Here is a 15,798-nt window from a genome sequence, read left to right as displayed (position 1 = left end):
TGCCATCGTCTTAGTTAGGCTTGCGCCCATGCGAACTGCGGTGGTGCGTGTCAACGTCGACCCGGAAGGCGTGCTGACGCCGGCGCAGCTACGTGACGGCATGGCAGCGCTCCTGGAAATCGCGGGTCACGCCGGCGCCGGCGTGGTCGAGAACAACCTCGCGTCCATGCCCGAAAGTCGCCGTGAAGTCGAATTGCTCATCGCGGCCGAAAACGGCGACATGGCCAAAGAATCCGCAATCGAGTTGTGCGCCAAGGTATTCAGCAATACGCCCGTCCCGGGTGTGATCACCTTTGTCAGCCGCGGAACCGACGACGACGCGCACGGCGTGCTGTCCGGGTTCGGGCTCACCGGTGACATCGTGCGTACGCCAGGCGACGACGGGTTCGACATCGTTTACGTGACGTTGCGCGAGGCGGACCTCGACCGTATTCCGGAGAGCCGGATCCACACGGCACTGGAAGCGTCGCTCAACTGCGAGGTCCACATCTACACCCGGTAATGCACCGTGTGACGCCATTACGAGCCCAGGAATTCCAGAATCGGGGGTGCCGCCTGCACCCAGGTGTCGAACATGTTGAAGTGCTTCACCCGGCCCGCCGCGCGGTCCTCGGAGGCACGCTCCCAGGCATCCTCCGGCCACGGCGGGTCGATGAGCTTGGATCCCTTGATCAGGCAGCTGACTTCCAGCGACGTTCGCTTGGGGTGATCCATGTCGTTCTCGCCGCCACGGATGATCAACGTGGGAACCTTTATTCGGTCGAACATTTCGTCCTCCACACCGGGAATCGTCTGTCCCGGCTTGGAGACGAACGCGTTGAGCCAGCGCAGCATGAGCTTGAGGAACTCGTCCTTATCGAAGTCGAGGAACCGCTGCTTATTGGCCGGGTTCTCCGCTATGCGCTCTTTCCACTCGGTCACGTTGATCACGCCATCCATGCCGGTGCCGCGCACCGCGAGGATGCTGGGGATGATGTAGAAGGAGCCGAGCACGAACGAGCCGTAGATGCCGCCGACGATGTTCCACACCACGAGCTTGGTGACCATCTCCGGGTAGAGCATCGTGGTCAGCATGGAATCCCTTGCCCCGCCGGATCCTCCGGCGAGAATGCACCGTTCGAAGCCCAGCCCGGTCACCAGCTTGTGCAGGGTCTCGGCGCGCATGTGCGATTCGCTCTGCCCGTAGAACTGCACATCGGACGCCCCGCAGTTGGGCCGGTCCCACAGCAGCACCCGGTAGCCGCCCGCGGCAAGTGCATCAGCGAGTGGACGCAGACCTTCGATTTCCTTACTGAACCGCCCGCCGGGGGTCAGGGCAATGAGATCGCCTGAGTCACCGAGGATTTCGTAGACAACATTTCCCCCGTTGATCTCAATTGATGGCACGCGATTCTCCTGTAGTTAGGCCTGAACCAGAACGTCGTTGCCGACGACTCGCACCGGATAGGTGCGAATACTCCACTCCGGCTTGACCGCGGTGGTGCCGGTCGCCAGCTCGAAACCCCATTGGTGCCATGGGCAGTAGATGAATTCCAGGTCCCGCACCATCACGGCGTCACCCGGCACGGATTCGTCGACGATTGTGCGTCCCCGGGCGCGTCCCGAGCACAGCGGACCGCCTTCGTGCGGGCAGTAATTCGCGATGGCGTAAAAGGTGCCGTTGACGTTGTAGACACCGACACCGTGACGCCCGATCGGTACCAGCTTGTGCTTGCCCGGCGGAATCTCGTCTACCGTGGCGACGACGTGCTCGCGGCCCTGGGCGAGGCGTGGCTCGGGCCGTTTCGTTTCTTCTGACAATTCAGAGCACCCGGACCTGACCCTCGAGCACCGGAACGGTCTCCGGCAGGTGATAGGTCGCGATGCCGTTCTTGTACATGATCGCGTCGCGGGCGTGCTTGGGCAGATGCTTGACCAACCAGCGCGGGTCATCGAACGTCCAGTGCGGGTAGTCCGACGAGAAAAGCAGAATCTTCTCGCATTCCATCCATTCCAGCGCGCGGGTCAGCTCGGTCTTGTCTTCCGGGTAGTCCAGCGGCTGGGTGGTGAACTTGATGTGGTCCTTGACGTACTCCGACGGCTTGCGCTTGATGTCCACCCAGGACTTGCGAGCTTCGTAGATCGCGTCCATCCGCCACATCAGCGGCAGGATCCAGGTGAACGCGTGCTCGACGAAGACGATCCGCAGCGTCGGGAAGCGGTCGAAGACGCCGTCGAAGATCAGGCTCATCACCTGGTTCGCGGCCAGCAGCGAGTAGGTCACCATGAAATCGTGGTTATAGCTGGGGAATCCGACCGGCGGGATCGGTAGCTCGTCGAACTGGCTGCGCGACAGGTGGCAGCTCACGGTGATGTCGTGTTTGGTCGCGGCTGCCCAGATCGGGTCGTACTTCGGGTGGCCCCACGACGGTCGCGGCTCGGCTTTGATCAGGATCTGCGCCATGAACGGGTGTCCGGCCCACTTCTCGATCTCGCGCGCGGACTCGTCGGGCTCCTCGATGGCGCAGCAAATCGAACCGCGCCACCGCTCGTGCCAGTTGTTGTGGCTGTCCAGCCAGTGATTGGCCTGCCAGTCGTTCAACGCGGCCGACATCGCGTGCTGTGCTTCGGGCAGCCGCGCCGGGTAGGCGGCGGGTTCCAGGATCGCGATGTCGGAGCCGGCCTCCATGATCAGCTGGCGAAAGGCCATGTCCGGGTCGCTGCAAGGGAATTCACCGTTGGGGGGGAAGGCGTCCACGCGCATCGCGTAGGAGTGCGCGTAATCGGGGGCGTCGTAGTAAATCTGCTCACCCACGGTGCGGGTGAGGAAGTACTTGCTGCGCCAGGGCTCGGGGATGTACGGCACCAGCTCGCCGCGCTTGGGCGCCGGGTGGACATCCGAATCGACGCAACGCACGGCTATGCGCTCGGTAGCGGGAACCCGCTCCTGCGAATGTGTCAACGTCATCTGGGTCTCCTGGTTTTGCGCGGTCTGCCCGCTTCCGCTTCTACTGTGCGCCCACTCCGGCGGGGATGTCTATGCCGTAGAGCTGCGCGGCGTTTCGCCAGCACAGCTTGTCGCGCTGTTCGGCGGACAGCGCCCTGGGCAGCTTCTTGATATCGCCGCATTGCCAGTGTGGGTAACTCGAGCCGAACATCACCATGTCGTCCTTGCCGGTGAAGCCGAACCATTCACCGGCGAACTCGGTGTCACCGGGACCGTCGAGGCTGCCCTGCACGAAATAGACGTGACCGGGCAGATAATCGCTGGGGATCCTCGGCGCCCACGGCGTTTGCTCGAGGTGTGGCCGGCCGAACGTGTCCATCCGCCAGATGAAAGGCGTGATGAAGTCCGCGGCACCGTCGCCCCAGACGAACTTAAGGCCGTCGAAGCGCTCGAACACGCCCTCGGCGATCATGTTCATCAGGTGGTACACGTAGTTCAGCGCCATGAAGCTGACGTACTGCTCGTAGGTGCGGGTGTTGCCGGACGGCGTCGGCGGAAAGGCGATGCCGGAGCCGACCTCGATGTGTGCGGCAACGGGCAGGCCGGCGTCGACCGCAGCCTCCCATAGCGCCCAGAATTGCGGCTTCCCGTAGACCTCGCGGGATTGCAGGGGAACGCCGATCTGGACCACGCGCGGGTGCCCGCGCCACTTCTCGATCTCGCGCAGCGCGCCGGGGATGTCGTCGGGGTTGACCCGGATGGTGCCGCGGTACCGCTCGCCGTACTGGCTGTTCTCCAGCCAGTTGGTCACCATCATCTCGTTGTGCGCGGCGTGCAGCGCGCTGCCCAGGTGCCGGTCCGGCATGATGCCGCGGGCCATCGGGTGCAGGACCGCGACGTCCACGCCGCGCTTCGAAAACAGCTCGTTGCCAACGAAGTCTGGATCAGAGCCGGGGTACTGACCGTCCGGGCCCTCGGCGTCGGGTACGTACTCGCCGCCCGGTGCGCCGTACCAGTCCATCTCATAGTCGGGGAACCCGCGGCTCTTGAACGGCTCACGCAGGGTCTTTCGCAGCGCTTTATTGGACGGGAAGAAGATGTGCACGCTCGCGTCGACGAGCGGTGTGCTGGTTCCGTCAGCGTGTTCGATCACGACAGCCACCCTTCGGTTCGGGTAGCCAAAGTGAGGCAAACCTGATCATAAGATAGATAATCTAACATTCTCGTAGGCTGTCGATCAATGCATTTTCGGTAAGCGTCTCGGTTAACGATATGTCCTGGTAGTCGCGGGTATTGCCGCCATCACAGCAATCGTCGTTCTTCGATGCGGATAATACCATTCTCGTCACCCGTTGGAAGTCGGATTCCGAGCCGGCAAGATTGCCTTACCGCCGCTGGGCCAGCCGCGCGGCCGTTACAGAGTTGGCAAACATTGTCATGCCGTCCGGCCCTCGTCGAGGCCACCGACGGTGACGCCGGCGGCCTTCTCGAACCCTTTGATGACCGCCGTGAAATCCGAGTCGGCGCCCTGGTCGAGTGCGGCCACTTCCCAGAGCCGGCCGATGGTCTCGGCGACGTCGACGGGCACGCCCAGTGCCTTCGCCTCGTCGAGATAGAGCCGTACGTCCTTGACCATCAGGCCGGTGGCAAAGCCGTAGTCGAAGGTGCGCGGCAACACCGCACGCGGAAACTTGTCCCGGCTGGCGCTTGTCGCGCCCGAGCCCGCATTGAGAACGTCGACCATCACGGCCGGGTCGAGACCGGCCTTGACGCCCATCACCACGACCTCTGATGTCGCGACCAACACGTTGGCCGCCAGGATGTTGTTGGCGAGCTTCATCGTCTGCGCCGACCCCGGCTTCTCCCCGATGTAGAACGGGCGGCCGAGCGCCTCGAGGATGGGCCGGATGACGTCGAATTCATTGCGCGGGCCGGACACCATCAGGGCAAGCGTCCCTTTTTCGGAGCCGCCGACGCCGCCACTGACCGGGCTGTCCAGAGCGGCGATGGCCCGCCCGGCCAGCAGGTCATGGATCCGCACGGCCGCGCGGCTGCCCACCGTCGACAGCTCGACATAGCGCTTGACCCGGGAGCCGGCGATCACACCCACGGACCCACTGGCGACCTCCAGCGACACCGCTGGCGACGGCAGACTGGCCAGCACCGTTTCCGCACGGTCGGCGACGTCTTTCGCCGACGACGCGGCGCGGGCACCGAGTGAGACGATGCGGTCGAGTGTCGCGCTGCTGGTGTCGAAGGCGATGACGTTGTTGCCGTCGTCGATGAGTCGGTGCGCCATCGGAAAACCCATGTTGCCCAACCCGATAAAGCCGATTTCGGTCACGACGAGTCCTCGTCCAGCTTGGCGAACACTTCGCGCGCGATGCGGAAACTGTCGACCGCGGCCGGAACGCCCGCGTAAACGGCCACCTGCAAGAAGATCTCGCAAATCTCATCGCGTGTCACGCCGTTGGTCAGCGCACCCTTGATATGGGTTCGTAATTCGTTTGGCCGGTTGAGGATTGGGATCATTGCCAGGTTGAGCATGCTGCGCGTCTTGCGGGGCAAGCCATCTCGGCCCCACACCTCGCCCCAGCAGTATTCGGTGACGAGATCTTGTAACGGCTTGGAGAATTCGTCGGCGTCGGCGAGTGCCATGTTGACGTACGCCTCACCCAGCACCGCCGAGCGGATTTCAAGTCCGCGCTGGTACGTTTCGCGATCCATGATCTCTCTTTTAGCGCCTTTCTCGGTTCGTCGTCCGGTTATCTACACGTTAATGTATATTTCCGTGGTCACCACAACCCGGCGTGGACGCCCGACGCAAGCCGAAGCCAAGAAGCTGCAACACAAGCTGCGCAATGCGGCCGTCGCGACTTTTGTCACGCACGGGTATGACGGCACCAGCATGGACGCGATCGCCAAGGCGGCCGGCATCACTCGGCGCACTCTCTATGCGCGCTATCCCGACAAGCGTGCGGTTTTCCTCGACGTCATTCCCTGGGCGCTCACCCGGCGGATGGAGCGTGAAGACACCGCGGAATTCGTCGCCGGCGACCTGCGGGCGGCCCTGGTCGCGGTGGGTCGGGCCGGTCTGGCGCGGGCGATCGATCCCGACATCGTGCGCCTGAAGCGGATCGCGATGAACGAGTCGGCGCGGTTCCCGGAATTCGCGGTCAGCGCGCATTCCATGACCTGGTCGGCGCGCCACCGGCAGGTGATGGACTTACTGCGTCACTACCAGGCCGCCGGGGCCATCGAGATCGACGATCTCGAGCTGGCCGCCGGCCACTTCATCGCGGCCGTCGAACATCTACCCGCGCGGCTGGCCGACAGCGGGATCTACCGCAGTCCCGAAGAAGAGGAGCGCCACTTGCAGCACGCCGTAGACCTGTTCCTGCGCGGCATCCTGCGGCGCCACTGAACTCGCGATGGCATGGCCCGGGCTGGTGCTGGTGCATGGGGGCGCCCATGCCGCTGATTGCTGGGATCTCACCGTTGCCGAATTAGCCTGTCAGACACCGGAATTGCCGGTCCTCGCGATCGATCTACCCGGCCGTGGTGGCAGGCCGGCAGATCTGACGGCCGTCACCACCACCGACTGGGTGAACTCCGCGGTCGCCGATATCGACGCCGCCGGCTTTGGCGACGTTGTGATCGCGGGGCATTCGATGGGCGGGCTGACCGTGCCGGGCATCGTGGCCAAGCTCGGGGCCGCGCGGGTGCGGGAGATGATCCTGTTGGCCGCGTTCGTACCACCGCAGGGCGCGTCGGTGGTGGAAACGCTGCGCGGGCCCCTGGCCCCGTTGGCGCGATCGGCGGGCCGGATCCGCCGGTCGGTCCCAATGCCAAGGGCGCTAGCGCTTTTCGCGTTCTGTAACGGAATGACGCGCGAGCAACGCGCGCTGACCCTGTCGCGACTGTGCCTGGAATCGCCGAACGTCATCTTCGAACCGGCCGACCGCAGCGACCTGCCGGGCGAGGTGCCGCGGACGTGGATCATGACGCTGGCCGACCGAGCGTTGTCGCAGCGCCAGCAGCTCGGCGCGATCGAATCCCTGGGCGGTGTCGACACGATGCTCTGCGTCGACGCCTGCCACGACGTGATGTTCTCTCGCCCGCGCTGGCTGGCCACCACGTTGGCCGATCGGTGCCGGGCCCATCGGTGACCTTGCGGCTACCCACGCCAGTTGCCGAACGTGCACTCACTGCGAGATTTCGGCCGGTTTTTCGCAGTGAGTGCACATTCGGCGCCGCCATCGTGTGGAAAGCGGGCGGGCCTGCGCTGCGACGGCATACGCCGAAATCGAGATTATTACTTCCAGAAGAGAGAATGTTATTCTCGCTTGGCGGTGACGACAGGAGGCGGCCCCAATGTTGTTGGAGTTCGATGCTGATCAGCGACTGTGGCAGGACACGGTGCGCGACGCCGTCGCAAAGCAGTGCCCGCCCTCGTTGGTGCGCAGCGTCGCCGAGGATGGCGTGGACCCGAGCCCGCTGTGGAAGTCGTATGTCGACCAGGGCTGGACCGAGCTGAATGAATCGGACAGCGCCGTGGAGCTGGCCATCGTGCTCGAAGAACTCGGCCGCGCAACCGATCCCACGCCGTTTCTGGCCACGATGAGCCAGTTCGCGCCGCTCGTCGCCGACCGGTTCGACCCACACCAGTCAGGCACCGCGGTGTACAGCGGTGTCGCGGCGCACCGCGACGCCGAGGGCTGGGTGCTGGATGGCACCGCACGCCACGTCCTGGATGGCGATCGGGCGGACCGGCTGGCCGTCGTCACCGACGCGGGGGTATTCCTCGTCGCAGCCAGTGCGGTCTCGGCCCGGCGCGCCTCGGTGTTCGACCCGGTGCTGCACGTCGCCGACCTGTCGTTCGCCGAGGTCCGGGTGCCCGACAGTGAGCGGCTGGCCGTTGACACGGAACGCGCTCATCATCTGGCGCTGACCGGCATGGCCATCACGATGGTCGGCGCCTGTCAACGCATCCTCGACCTGGTGCTCGAGCACGTCAAAAGCCGTCAGCAATTCGGCGTACCGATCGGCTCCTTCCAGGCCGTGCAGCACAAGGCCGCCGACATGCACGTCGCGGTGGAACGTGCTCGCGCACTTGCCTACTTCGCCGCGCTGACGATCGCGACCGACGATCCGCGCCGTCGGCTGGCGGCCGCGATGGCCAAAGCCTCGGCGGGGGAGTGCCAGTCGTTGGTATTCCGGCACGGGTTACAGCTGCACGGCGCAATGGGTTTCACGTGGGAGAACGACCTGCAGTTCGCGCTGAAACGGGCCAAAGCGGGCGAACTGATGCTCGGCGGCGCCGCCGAGCATCGGGCGCGGATCGCGGAGGAATACCGTGCAGCTGACTTTTGATTCCGACGTCGAGGAGTTCCGGGCGCAGTTCTCAGCCTTCCTCGACGAAAATCTGCCTCCCGCAAGCGAAACGCTCGAGCGGCCACGGTCGGTCTCGCACATGCCGCAGTGGGCACGCGACTGGCAGCGGCTGTTGTTCGACAACGGCTGGCTGCTGCCCAGTCAGCCACCGGAATTCGGCGGGCGCAATGCGAGCGTCATTCAGCAGTTCGTCTATCTAGAGGAACTCAGCCGGCGCAGGATCTACCACAGCTTCAACCCACAGGGCGTGAATATCGTTGGCGCATCACTGTTGTCGTTCGGCAGTGACGAGCAGAAGCGGCGCTGGGCGGTGCCGATCCTGCGGGCCGAGATGACGGCTTCCCTCGGAATGAGTGAGCCCAGCGCAGGCTCCGATCTGGCGTCGTTGCGTACTCGCGCGGTGCTCACCTCTGATTCAGAAGGCGATCACTTCGTGGTCAACGGACAGAAGGTGTGGACCTCGGGTGCCCACGATGCCGACGTCCTGCTGACGTTCGTCCGTACCAATCCAGATGTGCCCAAGCACAAGGGAATCAGCGTGCTGATCATCCCGACCGATACCCCGGGTCTGGTACGGCGGCCGTTTCCGTCGATCTGCGGAATCGACGATCTGGACTTCAACGAGGTGTTCTTCACCGACGTGCGGGTGCCCGCGGAGAATCTGGTCGGCGAGATCGACCAGGGATGGAAGGTGGCCAACGGGTCACTCGGGCACGAGCGCACGATGATGTGGCTGGGTTTCGCCGATCGACTCGACAACATGATCGACGACTTCCGCCCGAGCACCGAGGTCGAGAGCGATCAGTACGCGTCCACGATCATGGACAAGCAGGCACTGCGCCTGTTGGGTTCGGTGGCGCTGGCCCGCGCGGCGCGCGGCGAAGACGACGTGGCCGCGATCTCGGTACTCAAGCTGCTCGGGTCCGAGGCCGAGTTGCGTGGGATGGAGCTAGCGCTGACGTCCGCGGGATCTGACGGGCTCGTGCACCCGGGATTGACTGGGCCGTACGCGCACATGAACCTCGACCACTATTTCGCCAGCTGGTTCGAGCGCTATGCGCGAAGCTTTTCCGGCACCATTGCCGGCGGTACCTCCGAGGTCCAGCGCAACATCATCGCCCAGCGCGTGCTTGGCCTGCCACGCTGAGCTAACCTGGCCTACGACGCCGAGTTGCCGTTAATCGCAACGGGATTCAACGGTCTCCTAGACGGGGTCGAATTTGGTGATCAGCCAGTTGCCGTTGACCCGGGTCAAACTCACCAGCACACTGCTCGACGACATCGCCGGATCGGGATTGTCCTTGCTGGTGGTGCTCTGATCGACCAACACCAGCACGACGGCCGAATCCGGATGTAATTCCGATACCGCGGCCCCCAACACCCGGGCGTTGGTTTTCAGTGACTTCTGTTTGGCTGCCGGAGCCACGATCTGCTCGGTGAACTGGTTGTAGTACGACAAGAAGTCCCCGGACAGGTGAGACTTGGCGGCGGCGAAGTCTTTGTCGAGTGTGTCGGGTGAGTAGGACAGCAGCGCGACCGTTCCGTCGGACGCCGAACTCACGACCGCGCTCGCGACGCTGGCGTCTGTTTGTTCGTCGGGTCGGTACTGCTTGAAGTACAGCCACGTCGCCGCGCCACCGGATAGCAGCAGGAGCAAAATCAGTACAACGGGAACGACTTTCACCCCGCGCCACGTCCGTGGCCCGCTGCGCCCACTCTGTTCCGTTTGGTCCGAAGAGTCGTCGGCAGCATCGACGCTGCTGTCGTCCTTGCTCATGGAATGAACTCCAGTTTGGACATCTTGTATTGCCCACCGTCTTCTGTGACGGTCACCCGCAGGCGCCACCTTCGTGGTTCGTCCTTGGCGCCCGCGGCGTTGGTGATCCGCGATGTCGCCGCCACGAGTACCAACGCGGAATTCCCGTCGATGGATTGCACGGCGGCCGCATTCACGGTTCCCTGGGTGACCACTTTGGACTGCTCAACGACGGTCGTGAAATCTTTTGAGCGCTGCTGGAAATCGTCCCTGAACTGGCCGGTCGAGCTGTCGATCACCCGCTGGACGTCCTCCTTGGCCCGATTGAAGTCCAAGGACGTCATGTTGACGACGCCTTGTCTGGCCCCGGCGACGAAGTTCGCGATGCGCTGGTTGCGCTGGGTGGTTTCATGATGCTGCCACACCATGAATCCGCTGGCCCCGACGAAAACGCAGATCAGAAGGATGACGGCCGCTTTCCACGTCACGGACAGCGATGGCCACCGCAGGCGTCGCTGGGAGTCGGCCGACTCGAGTCCGGGTTCCGTGTCTTCGGACGTTTCGTCGGAGGCTTCTTCCTCGATCTTCGCCGCGCCGGTATCGGTTACGTCGGTGTCGGTTACCGTTTTGTCGGAGTCGGCCGCGTCCTCGTCGGTCTGCCCTTCGTCGTCGCCGGTCGTGTCGGTGTCGGATTCCTCGCTGTCGGTGTCGGATTCCGCGCTGTCGGTGACGGTGTCATCGATCTTCGCCTCGGCGGTATCGGCTTCATCGGCGGTATCGGCTTCTTCGTTGGTGTCGGCGCCCTGCGCCTGCGCGTTTTGCAGTTCGCGGCGGAGCCGGGCGGCCCGGGCGCGGGCACGTGCCGCGGCGGCCAGTGCTTCGGCTTCGGCGGCTTCGGCCTCGGCTTCCGCGATCAACGCCATGGTGTCGGCTTTCGATGCGGCGTCTTGCGGCGGTTTCTTCGCCTCAGCCAAAGTGCTTGCTCCCCGTTGATGAACGTCTCACGCGGCTACCATCGCACGAGCGTGAACGGATAGGTGTTGCTGCCCCCGGGTGCGCCGCCGCAGCCCGTGTTGAATGTGGAGACGACCTCACCCGCGAGTGTCACCGCATCCCACGAATAGACGTCATGCGACGGGAAGAACTGGACCACGCAGCGAACACCGTCGGGCACATCAACGGTCATGGTGTAGCGGCCGTTGGATAGGTGAGCGTCTGACTTCCACGGTGCCGCTTGCCCGTTGGGTTGCGGAACCGCCTGAATGGTAAGGCATCCCGGCGCTTTAGGAGTGCACGTCCCAAGGGCCCAGACCCAGAGGTGCCCGGTTTCTCGGGGCGTGTCCACCCGGTAGTTGCCAATCGACATGTCCGCGTGGGCGGTCGGCGTGATTACCAGAGCAGCCGTGGCGAGCGCAAGGCTCGCTGCGAAAGTCTTCACCGGAGGGTCTCCCATCTGTGCACACGCGCTGGCCTCAAATATAAGGCGCGGCCATGCTGAAAAGGCCTACTCGGAAAAACCGCGGCAGTCAACGGCGGGTGCTGCTCGGTCTGCTAGTCGATGACGGCGACGTCCGTACGCTCGGTGACCGGCAGCGCCAGTTGCTGCTCGTCGCAGATGCGCTGCAGCTTGTCCAGCGTTTCGTCCAGGCCCGCGCCGATCTTGGTGCCAGGAGTAAAGGTCGCCGGCAGCTTCCGCATACCCTGGATGACGCCGATGGTCTCGTAGTGGACGGTGCCTTCGGGGTCGCATCGATAGTCGGGCATCCGGTCGAGAACCGCCGTCAGCATGGACTTGAATACCGTACGCGCCACGTTGGACCCTTTGCATCGGTGCAAACCGAGGCCAAAACTGAAGTGCCGGTTGCCTTTACGGTCCAGGATGATCTCGTCGGGGTCGGCGAACAGTGCGGGGTCGCGATTGGCCATTGCCCACGAAATCCACAGCCGCTCACCCTCTTTGAAATGATTGCCGTCAAGTTCGATGTCGTCGGCGAAGGTCCTGCCGTCACCGGCGGCCGGGGTGAAGTAGCGCAGAAATTCCTCGGTTGCGGAGTCGAGGAGGGTGTCGCGGTTCTTCGACAGCCGCTCGCGCTCGGCAGGGTTTTCCGAAAGCCATTCCAGGGTGTGGGCGGTCAGCGCCGTCGTGGTGTCGAAGCCCCCACCGATGACCAGGCCGAGGTTGCCGAGTATCTCGAGATCCGGGGCGGGCTCTCCGTCAATCCGCAACTGCAGCAGCCCGTTGACGATGCCCGGCCGCGGATTCTCGCGGATCTCGATCATGTTGTTGACCATGTCGAGGCCCATCTCCCGGTGCATCGCGGTGACCTTTTCGATGTCGGGGGAGTGCTCCGGCGTGTAGACCGCCGCGTGCACCGGCTCGCTGTACAGCGCCCACTTTTTCAGCGGAATGCCCAGCATCGCCAATGTCAGCACGGCAGGCACGACGTTCGCCAGGTCGTCGACGAAATCGATGCTGCCCGTTTCGATTTTTTCGTCGAGGCACGCGCGAGTGATGTCGTGGATGAAGGGTTCCCAGCGCTTGACCGCGGCCGGCGACAGGTAGGGGTTCAACACGTTGCGGTACGTGCGGTGGTCGGGCTCGTCCATCTCGAGGATGCCCCCGCGCACCGCGGCGACGCGGCTCGCCGTCGGGATGGAGATGCCCTTGTACCCGCGGCGTTCGTTATGGATGTCGTGGTCGTTGGAGACCACCGGGCAACGGGCGAGTTCGAAGACTTCGTGGCTGCCGGCCGCGACCCAGTGCCCTCCGTACGTCTCGGTCCACGCCATCGGGCACTTGGCGTGCATCTCCTCGGTGATCTGTTTGAACTGTGACCGGTACTCCGGCGCGTTTCGGTCAAAGTGGTACGTCGGCTTGTTCCGGTCGCCGTCGCTCACCACATCGTCGACGCTCAAGGTGCTATCTCCCTTTAGATTTCGTTCGTGATCATGATCGCCTGCTCGGGGCACGAGTGCGCCGCCTCGCGCACCTGGTCCTCTTGGTCGGCCGGCACCACCTCGTTGACCGCCGACGAACTGCCGTCAATGTCGCTGAGCACGAATGAATCCGGCGCAATCATCGCGCACAGGGTGTGACCCTGGCAGCGTTGCGAATCAACCCAGACCTTCACGATGTCTCCTCCTGGGGGCTGCGGTGTGGCTGGCGTTACGGTAGTCCGGCTGACCACGTCGCTCAGGTGTTTCGACCACCGTTGACGCCCAATATCTGACCGGTGATGTAGCCGGCTTCCTCGGAAATTAAGAACGCGCAGGCGGCCGCGATGTCTTCGGGCTTGCCGATCCGGCGCACCGGGGTCCGGGCGATGGTTTCGTCGATGTCGCCGAGGTAGCCGCGTTGCTCGGCGCTGCGCAGCATCGGGGTGTCGATGAAGCCGGGCGGCACCGCGTTGACCGTGATTCCGCTGGGACCGTACTCGAGAGCCAGCGACTTGGTGAGGCCGTTGACCGCCGACTTGGCCGCGACGTAGTGCGACATATAAGGAGCGCCGGAGTGTGTGCTCGACGACGAGATGTTGACGATCCGTCCCCACCCCGCCTCGACCATGTCCGGCAGCACCGCTTGGGTCATGTGGAAGACGCCGTGAAGGTTGACGTCGACGACGCGCTGCCAGTCCTCGAACGTGATGTTGCTGAAGCGCTTGAATCCATCCAGGCCCGCGGCGTTGACCAGAACCGCGATCGGCCCCAATTGCGCGCGGATCGCCGACAGCGCGGCATCCACCTGGGATCGATCGGTCACGTCGGCGGTGAACGACAGCTCGGCGTCAGCCGGCTTCAGATCGATGGTGGCGACGTCCAGACCGTCGGCGCGCAGCCGACGGGCCACCGCGAGACCGATGCCGGATCCGCCACCGGTGACCACCGCGGTCTTCACGCCAAGGTCCCTAGGCGCGCTGCGGCCATCTCAGTCACAAAGAATCTCCTTCGCAATTATGAGAACCTTACTCTCGCACCGAAGTCGCGTGCAACATTCCGACGAAACGCGCCGCTGCCTGGGCTGAGGCCGGTTATGCGCTTGCATTGCCGGCCTTGCGGCGCTGGTCAGTGACCTTGTCCCGTTCCTATGAGTTTCTTGAATTCTCGAGACTCGAATGTAAGATTCGCCCGGGAAGAGAATGAAATTTTCGTGATCGCCGCCACAAGAGGAGCCGAATGCCAGTGCAGGTCACAGTGTCGGACATAGCGGATACGACAAGCTCAGAGGTATCCCGCCGACTGTGGATCGATGGCCGGCTCGTGGTGGGCGACAAGACATTCACCTCGATCAATCCGGCCACCGGCGAGGTCCTCGGGCACACACCGGACGCCGGCGCCCTGCTTTCCGTTCCGGTGATGGGAGGCAGCAAATGAAGCCATTGGAAGGCATTCGGGTTCTCGAAGTCGCCATGTACGGGTTCGTCCCGTCGGCGGGCGCAGTGCTGGCCGAATGGGGGGCAGACGTAGTCAAAGTCGAGCACGCGGTGACGGGCGACCCGCAGCGTGGACTTCGGCAGACCGGCATGCTGCGCGTCGAGGGCGATCCGAATCCCAACATCGAGCACGCCAACCGCGGCAAGCGCAGCATCGGACTCGACATGTCGATTCCCGGGGGCAAGGAAGTCCTCTACGAGTTGGCCCGCCGCTCGGACGTGTTCTTGACGAGCTTCCTGCCCGGTGCTCGGCAGAAGTTCGGCATCGACGTCGACGACATCCGCACGGTGAACCCGTCGATCATCTACGCGCGCGGCAGCGCGCTGGGGCCGCGCGGTGAAGAGGCGACCAAGGGCGGCTACGACATGACCGCCTTCTGGTGCCGCGCCGGAACGGCGGCCACCATCACCCCGACGGGGATGCCCGGCATGATCGCGCCGCCGGGGCCCGCCTATGGCGACACGATTTCCGGGACCAATCTCGCCGGCGGCATTGCGGCCGCGTTGCTGAAGCGCGAGCGCACCGCCGAACCCTCCGTCGTCGACGTGTCGCTGTTGGGCAGCGGGCTGTGGTCGATGGGTCACACCGTCGCGTTGACCAAGCACCTGAACCAACGACTGGAAGCACCGCCGCCCGGTGTGCACGGGGCACCCAACAACCCGTTGGTCGGGCTGTACACGACATCGGATGGCCGCTACATCTCCTTTGTGATGATGCAGCCGACGAAATTCTGGGCCGACGTGTGCCGGCATGTTGACCTGCCTGAGCTGGCCGATGATCCGCGGTTTGCCACCATCGAGCAGATCACCGCGAATACGGCAGAAGCAGTTGAGATCTTGACCAAGGTGATCGCAACCCGCACGCTTGCCGAGTGGACCGAACGCTTTGCCACGCTGGCCGGACCATGGGCACCGGTGCAAGACACGCTGCAGGCCGTCGATGACGCCCAGATCCGGGCCAACGAATATGTTGTCCGGGCAGGCGAACTCGAACTGGTCGCAAACCCGGTCCAGTTCGATGTCACCGCACCGCACACCGGGCCGGCACCTGGATTCGCCGAGCAAACCGACGAAATACTGCAGGAATTGGGATTCGACTGGGACCGCATTATCGAACTCAAAACCGCCGGCGCGGTTACCTGAGAGTGGAGCTGACTGAGATGTTTGCGTGTTCGATAACGGTTATGCGTTTTTTGCTCCGCACGGGCGTGGCATGAGTCACAATGACCGGACGCTTTCTCATGCGACGGATCGGAGGACTGGCGTGCGTGCTGGTTGCGCCTGTCTCGCCG

General features: G+C 64.0%; 19 protein-coding genes. 7 read left to right on the top strand and 12 right to left on the bottom strand.

Features of this window, described 5'->3' with window-relative positions; genetic code table 11:
- Positions 1-28 precede the first annotated feature (28 nt).
- Positions 29-502: a hypothetical protein gene (locus MJO58_RS23650; protein ID WP_239721187.1), complete on the top strand. Its 474-nt coding sequence runs from the start codon at positions 29-31 to the stop codon at positions 500-502.
- A 17-nt stretch (positions 503-519) separates the two neighbouring features.
- On the opposite strand, the gene MJO58_RS23645 is transcribed toward MJO58_RS23650, so the two are convergent.
- From MJO58_RS23645 to MJO58_RS23620, 6 genes are all read right to left on the bottom strand, one after another.
- Complete coding sequence (locus tag MJO58_RS23645) at positions 520-1,386, bottom strand: alpha/beta fold hydrolase (protein ID WP_090606545.1); 867 nt, start codon at positions 1,384-1,386, stop codon at positions 520-522.
- A 15-nt stretch (positions 1,387-1,401) separates the two neighbouring features.
- Complete coding sequence (locus tag MJO58_RS23640) at positions 1,402-1,800, bottom strand: Rieske (2Fe-2S) protein (protein ID WP_090606541.1); 399 nt, start codon at positions 1,798-1,800, stop codon at positions 1,402-1,404.
- 1 nt (position 1,801) lies between these two features.
- Complete coding sequence (locus MJO58_RS23635; RefSeq protein ID WP_090606539.1) at positions 1,802-2,947, bottom strand: amidohydrolase family protein; 1,146 nt, start codon at positions 2,945-2,947, stop codon at positions 1,802-1,804.
- A 40-nt stretch (positions 2,948-2,987) separates the two neighbouring features.
- Positions 2,988-4,079: an amidohydrolase family protein gene (locus MJO58_RS23630; protein ID WP_239721186.1), complete on the bottom strand. Its 1,092-nt coding sequence runs from the start codon at positions 4,077-4,079 to the stop codon at positions 2,988-2,990.
- A gap of 282 nt (positions 4,080-4,361) precedes the next feature.
- Positions 4,362-5,270 carry an NAD(P)-dependent oxidoreductase gene (locus tag MJO58_RS23625; protein WP_259608727.1) on the bottom strand — a complete coding sequence of 303 codons (909 nt, stop codon included), beginning with the start codon at positions 5,268-5,270 and terminating at the stop codon, positions 4,362-4,364.
- Positions 5,267-5,653, bottom strand: coding sequence for a carboxymuconolactone decarboxylase family protein (locus MJO58_RS23620; RefSeq protein WP_239721185.1), 387 nt, complete (start codon positions 5,651-5,653; stop codon positions 5,267-5,269). Before MJO58_RS23620 ends, MJO58_RS23625 begins: the two co-directional genes overlap by 4 nt.
- 52 nt (positions 5,654-5,705) lie before the next feature.
- Between MJO58_RS23620 and MJO58_RS23615 the strand changes: the two genes are divergently transcribed.
- The 4 genes from MJO58_RS23615 (at position 5,706) to MJO58_RS23600 (ending at position 9,467) form a co-directional block, all read left to right on the top strand.
- A complete protein-coding gene (locus MJO58_RS23615; RefSeq protein WP_350355902.1) occupies positions 5,706-6,350 on the top strand; it encodes a TetR/AcrR family transcriptional regulator in 645 nt (214 codons plus the stop codon).
- Between the two features lie 7 nt (positions 6,351-6,357).
- Positions 6,358-7,095 carry an alpha/beta fold hydrolase gene (locus tag MJO58_RS23610; protein ID WP_239721183.1) on the top strand — a complete coding sequence of 246 codons (738 nt, stop codon included), beginning with the start codon at positions 6,358-6,360 and terminating at the stop codon, positions 7,093-7,095.
- A gap of 205 nt (positions 7,096-7,300) precedes the next feature.
- The gene (locus tag MJO58_RS23605) at positions 7,301-8,299 is read left to right on the top strand and encodes an acyl-CoA dehydrogenase family protein (protein ID WP_090606530.1); all 999 of its coding nucleotides are present in this window, start codon (positions 7,301-7,303) and stop codon (positions 8,297-8,299) included.
- Positions 8,283-9,467: an acyl-CoA dehydrogenase family protein gene (locus MJO58_RS23600; protein ID WP_239721182.1), complete on the top strand. Its 1,185-nt coding sequence runs from the start codon at positions 8,283-8,285 to the stop codon at positions 9,465-9,467. Before MJO58_RS23605 ends, MJO58_RS23600 begins: the two co-directional genes overlap by 17 nt.
- A gap of 57 nt (positions 9,468-9,524) precedes the next feature.
- Here MJO58_RS23600 and MJO58_RS23595 read toward each other — a convergent pair whose 3' ends face one another.
- From MJO58_RS23595 to MJO58_RS23570, 6 genes are all read right to left on the bottom strand, one after another.
- The gene (locus tag MJO58_RS23595) at positions 9,525-10,097 is read right to left on the bottom strand and encodes a hypothetical protein (RefSeq protein ID WP_239721181.1); all 573 of its coding nucleotides are present in this window, start codon (positions 10,095-10,097) and stop codon (positions 9,525-9,527) included.
- Positions 10,094-11,050, bottom strand: coding sequence for a DNA polymerase V family protein (locus MJO58_RS23590; protein ID WP_239721180.1), 957 nt, complete (start codon positions 11,048-11,050; stop codon positions 10,094-10,096). The genes MJO58_RS23595 and MJO58_RS23590 overlap by 4 nt, the downstream gene beginning before the upstream one ends.
- A gap of 35 nt (positions 11,051-11,085) precedes the next feature.
- Entirely contained in the window at positions 11,086-11,529 is a 444-nt protein-coding gene (locus tag MJO58_RS23585; RefSeq protein WP_239721179.1) for a hypothetical protein, read from the bottom strand.
- Positions 11,530-11,627: 98 nt separating this feature from the next.
- Complete coding sequence (locus MJO58_RS23580) at positions 11,628-12,992, bottom strand: cytochrome P450 (protein WP_239721178.1); 1,365 nt, start codon at positions 12,990-12,992, stop codon at positions 11,628-11,630.
- A gap of 14 nt (positions 12,993-13,006) precedes the next feature.
- Entirely contained in the window at positions 13,007-13,207 is a 201-nt protein-coding gene (locus tag MJO58_RS23575) for a ferredoxin (protein ID WP_090606517.1), read from the bottom strand.
- Positions 13,208-13,269: 62 nt separating this feature from the next.
- Positions 13,270-13,971, bottom strand: a complete 702-nt coding sequence (locus MJO58_RS23570) for an SDR family NAD(P)-dependent oxidoreductase (RefSeq protein ID WP_239721176.1) — start codon at positions 13,969-13,971, stop codon at positions 13,270-13,272.
- Between the two features lie 278 nt (positions 13,972-14,249).
- Between MJO58_RS23570 and MJO58_RS23565 the strand changes: the two genes are divergently transcribed.
- Together MJO58_RS23565 and MJO58_RS23560 are read left to right on the top strand one after the other, a co-directional pair.
- The gene (locus MJO58_RS23565; RefSeq protein WP_434086267.1) at positions 14,250-14,447 is read left to right on the top strand and encodes a hypothetical protein; all 198 of its coding nucleotides are present in this window, start codon (positions 14,250-14,252) and stop codon (positions 14,445-14,447) included.
- Complete coding sequence (locus MJO58_RS23560; protein ID WP_239721174.1) at positions 14,444-15,649, top strand: CaiB/BaiF CoA transferase family protein; 1,206 nt, start codon at positions 14,444-14,446, stop codon at positions 15,647-15,649. The genes MJO58_RS23565 and MJO58_RS23560 overlap by 4 nt, the downstream gene beginning before the upstream one ends.
- Positions 15,650-15,798 lie beyond the last annotated feature (149 nt).

The sequence above is a fragment of the Mycobacterium lentiflavum genome (genome assembly GCF_022374895.2).
Taxonomy (GTDB): Bacteria; Actinomycetota; Actinomycetes; order Mycobacteriales; family Mycobacteriaceae; genus Mycobacterium; species Mycobacterium lentiflavum.
Note: the sequence above shows the minus strand (reverse complement) of the source record. Positions and strands in the feature narration are given on the sequence as shown.

Coding starts and splice junctions, on each gene's coding strand:
- MJO58_RS23650 (WP_239721187.1), top strand. CDS start 29: ATGCGAACTGCGGTGGTGCGTGTCAACGTCGACCCGGAAGGCGTGCTG.
- MJO58_RS23635 (WP_090606539.1), bottom strand. CDS start 2,947: ATGACGTTGACACATTCGCAGGAGCGGGTTCCCGCTACCGAGCGCATA.
- MJO58_RS23620 (WP_239721185.1), bottom strand. CDS start 5,653: ATGGATCGCGAAACGTACCAGCGCGGACTTGAAATCCGCTCGGCGGTG.
- MJO58_RS23615 (WP_350355902.1), top strand. CDS start 5,706: ATGTATATTTCCGTGGTCACCACAACCCGGCGTGGACGCCCGACGCAA.
- MJO58_RS23610 (WP_239721183.1), top strand. CDS start 6,358: ATGGCATGGCCCGGGCTGGTGCTGGTGCATGGGGGCGCCCATGCCGCT.
- MJO58_RS23605 (WP_090606530.1), top strand. CDS start 7,301: ATGTTGTTGGAGTTCGATGCTGATCAGCGACTGTGGCAGGACACGGTG.
- MJO58_RS23595 (WP_239721181.1), bottom strand. CDS start 10,097: ATGAGCAAGGACGACAGCAGCGTCGATGCTGCCGACGACTCTTCGGAC.
- MJO58_RS23585 (WP_239721179.1), bottom strand. CDS start 11,529: ATGGGAGACCCTCCGGTGAAGACTTTCGCAGCGAGCCTTGCGCTCGCC.
- MJO58_RS23565 (WP_434086267.1), top strand. CDS start 14,250: ATGCCAGTGCAGGTCACAGTGTCGGACATAGCGGATACGACAAGCTCA.
- MJO58_RS23560 (WP_239721174.1), top strand. CDS start 14,444: ATGAAGCCATTGGAAGGCATTCGGGTTCTCGAAGTCGCCATGTACGGG.